Origin of the sequence: Citrobacter sp. Cpo032 (genome assembly GCF_030332975.1) — a bacterium.
In the GTDB taxonomy this organism is placed as follows: Bacteria; Pseudomonadota; Gammaproteobacteria; order Enterobacterales; family Enterobacteriaceae; genus Citrobacter; species Citrobacter portucalensis.
This window is the reverse complement of sequence record NZ_JAOWGU010000005.1, coordinates 1-211: the sequence shown is the minus strand read 5'-3', so window position 1 is coordinate 211 and position 211 is coordinate 1. Positions and strand designations below refer to the sequence as shown.

The 211-nt window shown below is 55.0% G+C and carries 1 tRNA gene; it reads right to left on the bottom strand.

Features of this window, described 5'->3' with window-relative positions:
* Positions 1-7 precede the first annotated feature (7 nt).
* Positions 8-84 (bottom strand) — tRNA-Asp (locus OGY33_RS00025).
* Between the last annotated feature and the right edge of the window lie 127 nt (positions 85-211).

The window sequence follows — 211 nt, the reverse complement described above, 5'->3', positions numbered from 1 at the left end:
TAATAAGTGGCGGAACGGACGGGACTCGAACCCGCGACCCCCTGCGTGACAGGCAGGTATTCTAACCAACTGAACTACCGCTCCACCGAATTTCTTTGTCACCACCCGGATTATTCATCCCGGTTTACTGCAATTTGATGCCTGGCAGTTCCCTACTCTCGCATGGGGAGACCCCACACTACCATCGGCGCTACGGCGTTTCACTTCTGAG